1 protein-coding gene (cut by a window edge) is annotated in these 6,000 nt (G+C 69.0%); it reads right to left on the bottom strand.

What is annotated here, in order from left to right; translation table 11 throughout:
- On the bottom strand, nucleotides 1–6,000 hold part of the coding region annotated (locus A5782_RS12835; RefSeq protein WP_082942906.1) for a non-ribosomal peptide synthetase (this coding region is incomplete at both ends). 21,434 nt of the annotated region lie to the left of the window's left edge; 6,000 of 27,434 annotated nt are visible.

The following is a 6,000-nucleotide window of genomic DNA, read 5'->3' on the forward strand; positions in this document are numbered from 1 at the left end:
GCAACCACGCGCTCAGCCGCTCGCGCACCTCGCCGATCTTGGTGTTGGTGCGGGGGTCATTGGCGTAGCTGGTGCGCCGCCGGGTTCCGGTGGGAGGCAGGTAGAGATCGGTCAGGGAGGCGGTCTCGTCGGCGTCGACGAAAACGGCGCTCAGAGTGCCGGGTCGGGCACCCCAGGTCACCGCGACGCGATATCCGAGCGACTCACCGATGCGGTGCACTTCCTCGGCGACGGCGGCGTCGGACACGGAGCCGGTTTGGGCGAGCGCCTCGGCCACGGGTTGGCCCTCGGCGAGCGCCGTTTCGACGCGGACGTCGGCGATGACTCCGGCCTGCGGGATGTCGGTGACGCGGACGACGGCGGGACGTTGGGACGCCAACACGTTGCGCAGCCCGTCCAGACCCGCGCATTCGGTCCATGACCAGGTGGGCACGTGGCCCACGGCGCGCACCGGTGCGGGCGCCTTGCGGATGACGACGTCGTAGCGGTACCGGTTCAGTTCGTTGTCGGCAAATCCGCGTTTGACTTGGATGTCGATGCCGCCGGCCGACGGGCAGCTGACCGACCAGGTGGTGAAAAACTCTGGCGCCAAGAGCAATTCGGTCTCACCGAGCATGGCGTGGCGGACACGCTGGCGGATGTCGGCGGCCTCGGTGGTGGCGGTGCCGCCGCGGGCCAGCGCGATCGCGGTCTGGAAGGCGCCTTGCAGGCTGTGGTTACGGACGTCGCCGATGAACACCGCCCCGCCGGGCGCCAGCAGCTCCATGGCGTTGTCGATGACCTCGGCCAGGTATCCCGCATTCGGGAAGTACTGAACGACCGAGTTCAGGATGATCGTGTCGAAGTGGCCGCGCGGCAGGCCTTCGGTGATGTGGGCCGGCTGGGTCCGCAGTTGGACTCGGTCCCGCCATGGCAACTGCAACTGCTCCAACGAGCGAGCCAAGTTTTCGATCGCCACCGGCGAGAAATCGGTGGCCACATATTCATCGGTCTTCGGGGCGATCTGCGACAGCAGCAACCCCGAGCCCGCGCCGATTTCGAGCACGCGTCGCGGCCGCAGGTCCGTGATCCGGTCCACCGTGGCGGCACGCCACTCGATCATCTCCTCGAGCGGGATCGGGTCACCGCTGTAGCTGCTGTTCCAGCCGCGGAAGTCCATGCCGAATCGGGACTCGAGGTCGGCGCCATAGAGGTCGTCGTAAAGGTGTTGCCACTCTTCGACGTTGTCCTCGTCGTGGTCGGCGCTGATGGTGTGATCGAGCGTGACGTAGGCGACCAGGTGAGAACCGGTGGCACTGTCCAGCACGGTGACGGCGGCCTGGGTGACCTGCGGGCAGGCCAGCAGGGTGTTTTCGATTTCGCCCAGTTCGATGCGCTGGCCGCGCAGTTTGATCTGGCTGTCGGCGCGACCGACGAAATCCAAGTTCCCGTCGCCGGTCCAGCGCACCAGGTCGCCGGTGCGGTACATGCGGGTCCCGGGGCCGCCAAATGGGTTGGCCACGAACCGTTCCGCGGTCAGGTCCACCCGGCCCAGGTAGCCGTGCGCCAGCGCCGGCCCGCTCACATACAGCTCGCCGACCACGCCGACCGGGACCGGCTTCAGCCAGGCGTTGAGCACGAGCACGCACACGCCCGGCAGCGGGGTGCCGATGCGAACCGGCCCCCGGGCCGACAGTGGCGCGCTGGAGGTGACCCAGATGGTGGTCTCGCTCGGGCCGTAGACGTTGAACATGCGCCGTCCCGGCGCCCAGGTGGCCACCAATTCCTTGGGGCAGGCCTCGCCGCCGACCATCAGCTTGTCGAAGCCGGGCAGCCGGGCGCTATCCAGCGATGACAGCACCGTCGGGGTCAGGAATGCCGCGTTGACGCGCTGGCTCTGCAGCAAGGCGGTCAGCGGCTCACCCGCGTACACCTGCGGGGGCGCCACCACCAGCGCGGCGCCCGACGCCGCCGCCAGCACCATCTCGCCGACCGATGCATCGAAGGTCGGCGAGGCCACCATCAGCACCCGCGTGTCGGTGTCCAGCCCGCACGACTCGCATTGCGCCGCAGCCCATCCCAGCAGGCCCGCGTGGCTCACCACTACGCCTTTGGGGGTGCCCGTCGAGCCCGACGTGAAGATCGCGTAGGCGCTGTCATGAGCGGTCAGTGGTGCCAGCCGGTCGGCGTCGGTGATCGCCTCGGCGCTGTGCGCGGCGAGGTCCAACCCATCGATTCGCACCACCGGGCGCGTGCCGGCGCCGGCGACCTCGTCGGTGCCGCACGTCAACACGCACACCGCGTCGACGGCGTTCAGCACCGAGGCAACCCGCTCGACCGGATGGTCCTGATCCACCGGCGCGTGAATCCCGCCGGCCTTGACGACGGCCCACCAGGCGACCACCAATTCGGCGCACCGGTCCATCGCCACGCCCACCGCGCGCTCCGGCCCTACACCCGCGTCAATCAGCTTGCGCGCCAACCGCGTCGACCACTCGTCGAGCTCGCGGTACGACAGTTCCCGCGTCCCGTCGACCACCGCAGGCGCGTCCGGGGCGATCGCGAGCGCCGCCGCCAACAGCCGCGGCGCCACCCCGACCGGCCCGGTGACGCCGGCGCCCGACATCCGTGTCAGCACCAGCTCGCGTTCGTCGCGATCCAGCAGCTCGACCTCCGACAGCCGACGGCTGGGATCGGTGGTCATCGCCGCCAGCACGCGCTGGAATCGCTCGAGGAGTGACGCGATGCCGGCGGTGTCGAACACATCGGCGTCGTATTCGACGTGCAGGCCGAGCTCGCGGCCGGGCAGGGCCTCGACGGTCAGCGGGTAGTGGTTGTACTCCCGGTTGGTGAACTCGGCGATGGCCAGCCCGTCGGCGCCCAACGTCATGCCGCTTTCGACGGGGTAGTTCTCGTACACGAATAGCGTGTCGAAGAGTTGATCGTGGCCCGTGACGCGGTGAATCTCGCTGAGCGCCAAGTGCTGGTGTTCGAGCGCGTCGTTGTGGCTGTTCTGCAGCTGGGCCAACAGGTCGGCGGTGGTGGTGGTCGCACTGATGTTGGCGCGCACCGGCACCGTGTTGATCAGCAGTCCCACCATTTGTTCGGCGTCGTCGACTTCCAGTTGGCCGACGCGGGACCGCGGCGTGCCGAAGACGACGTCGTGCTGACCGGTCAGTGAGGTCAGCACCACCGCCCAGGCCGCCTGCAGGACGGTGCTTATGGTGGTGTGGCAGGAGCGCGCCAGGTCAGTCAGGGCCTGCGTGGTTTGCTCGGGCACGCAAGACTTTTCGAAGCCACGGTCCCCTTGGCCCAGCCGGTCCTGCGGTCCCACCAGCGAGGGGGTCTCGAAGCCGGACAGCACCTGGCCCCAGGCCTCACGGGCGGCCTCGAGGTCTCGATCGGCAAGCCAGGTGAGGAACGCCCGGTATGAGCCGGCGGCGGGCAACCGCTCGTCGTAGTAGCTGGTGAAGATTTCTCGCAGCAGGATCGGTAGCGACCAGCCGTCGAGCAGGATGTGGTGATTGGTCAGCACTAACCGGTGCCGACGGTTCGGGGTGCGGATCAGCGCTACGCGAAACGCCGGCTCACCGGCCAGGTCACGCACCGCGGCGCGCTCGGCGACGCACAGCTGCTCGATCAGCTGGTCGGCGTCGGGGCCCTCGAGATCCAGGTACTGCCACTGGACCACCGGATCGGCGGGAATGATCTGCACCGGCTCGTCGTAGCGGTCGCAGAACAGCGCCGCCAGGTGTGGATGCCGGTTGACGACGGTGTGCACCGCGTCGCGCAGGCGGTCTGGGTCAAGGGGCCCGGTGAGGGTGAAGTCCAGCTGCACCGCATACATGTCGTCGCTGCCCGCAGCGGTGCTGGAGTGGAACAGCAGTCCTTGCTGCAGGGGGGTCAACGGCAGGATGTCGGCGATGTGGTGCTGCCGTTGCAGCTCGTCGATCTCCTGCTGGCTCAGGCGGGCCGGCGCAATGTCCGACGGGGTGAGCCCGCCGCCACCAGCGCGCACATGCGCGCACACGCCGGCCAGGGCCTCGAACCACAGTTGACTCAGCCGGGTGACCTGTGTTGCCTCGAGAACCGATGGCGCCCAAGTCCATTCGGCGTGCAGGCGCGGTCCGGTGCCGGTGTCGATGGTGCCGGCGTTGAGCTCGACGGTGTGCATCAGCGGCATGGGCACCGCCGCAGCGGCGGCGATCGACGTCAGGCCGCCCTGGCTGATGCGCCAGCCCTCGCCCGCCGAATCAGACGCTGCGCCTTGACGTCCCAGGTAGTTGAAGGCGATCGACGGGTCGGGACCGGTCAGGTCGACCTCGGGGTTGAGATAGCGCAGCAGCCCGTAGGTCAGCGGGTCCGGCAGGGCCCGCAGCTGCTCCTTGGCGCGTTTGATCACCGGGCCCAGCGTGGGTTCGCCGGCCGCCACCTGCGCCCAGGGCAGCCCGGCTACGCCCAGCGACACCGGGTACTTGGTGGTGAACCATCCGACGGTGCGGGACAGGTCGATGTCGGCGGCGAGTTCCTCGTGGCGCCCATGACCCTCGACGTCGATGCCGATCGCGTCGGCGGTGTCACCCAGGAATTCTGCCCAGGCCAGGCCGAACGCGATCAACAGGATGTCCTGGATCCCGGCGTGGAACGCCGTCGGTACGTCACCGATCAGCATGCCGGTCGTCTCGGCGTCCAGCTCCACCGACAAGCGCCCGGCGCAGGCATAGGTATCCGCCTCGGGATCGGGCGCGGGCAGTGCGGCGGGCGTCGCCGTCACCTTCTTCCAGGCGCTCAGCTGGCTGACGACCTCCGGCCGACGGGAATGCTCGCCCAGCAACGTCGACCACCGGGCGAACGACATCCCCGCCGGCGGCAACTCCGCCGGCTGCCCCGCGCTGTGCAGCGCCCAGGCAACATTGAGATCTTCCAACAAGATCCACCACGACACCGCGTCGACTGCCAGGTGGTGAATGATCACCGTCAACTGGCCGGTGGACTCGACCCACAGCGCGCTCAGCATCGCCCCGGCGGCCGGGTTCAACCGTGACCGCGCTTGTAGCAGCGCCTCGTCGGACAACTCATCAACAGATTGCAGGCAGTCCTCCGCCCGCACCGACCCGGGCTCAGGTACCCGCAAAGACCAGCCGCCGGGTTCGTCGTCGACGCGCAGCCGCAGCATGGCGTGCCGATCCACCAAGGCCTGCAACACAATTGCGACGTCGGCCTCGGTCACCCCGGCTGGGGCCTGGACCATCACGGTCTGGTTGAACTGATCGATCGGACCGCCGGCGCTTTCGACGCCCTGCAACCACCTCATGATCGGGGTGGGCAGCACCGGGCCGACACCCTCGTCGACCACGTCCGCCGTCCCGTCGCTCACGTCGGCCACCCGGGCCAAGCGGGCCACGGTCTGTTCGACGAAGACGTCGCGCGGCCGGCATGTCAGGCCCGCGGCGCGCGCCCGCGCCACCACTTGCAGCGACAGGATGCTGTCGCCGCCGAGCTCGAAGAACGACTCGTCGATGCCGACCCGCTCCACGCCGAGCACCTCGGCATAGATGCCGGCCAAGATCTCCTCGACCGCGTTGCCCGGAGCGCGATACTCGCCCGTGCTGTATTCGGGTGCGGGCAGAGCGCGGATGTCCAGCTTGCCATTCGATGTGAGCGGCAGCGCGTCCAAGGCGACCACCGCGGCCGGCACCATGTGCGTCGGGAGCCGGTCGGCCAGGGCGGTGCGCGCCTCAGCCGGGTCGGCGGTCCCGGTGATGTAGCCGACCAGGCGCTTGTCGCCGGGACGGTCCTCGCGGGCGATCACCACCGCCTGATCGACATCATCGAGTGCGGCCAGCGCGGCCTGGACCTCGCCGAGTTCGATACGATAGCCCCGAATCTTGACCTGCTCATCAGCACGGCCCAGATAGCGCAGCTGCCCATCGCCACCCCAGCACACCAGGTCCCCGGTGCGATACATCCGCGACCCCGGACCCCCGAACGGGCAGGCCACGAACCGCGACGCCGTCAACC

The sequence above is a fragment of the Mycobacterium sp. 852002-40037_SCH5390672 genome, assembly GCF_001665875.1.
GTDB lineage: Bacteria > Actinomycetota > Actinomycetes > Mycobacteriales > Mycobacteriaceae > Mycobacterium.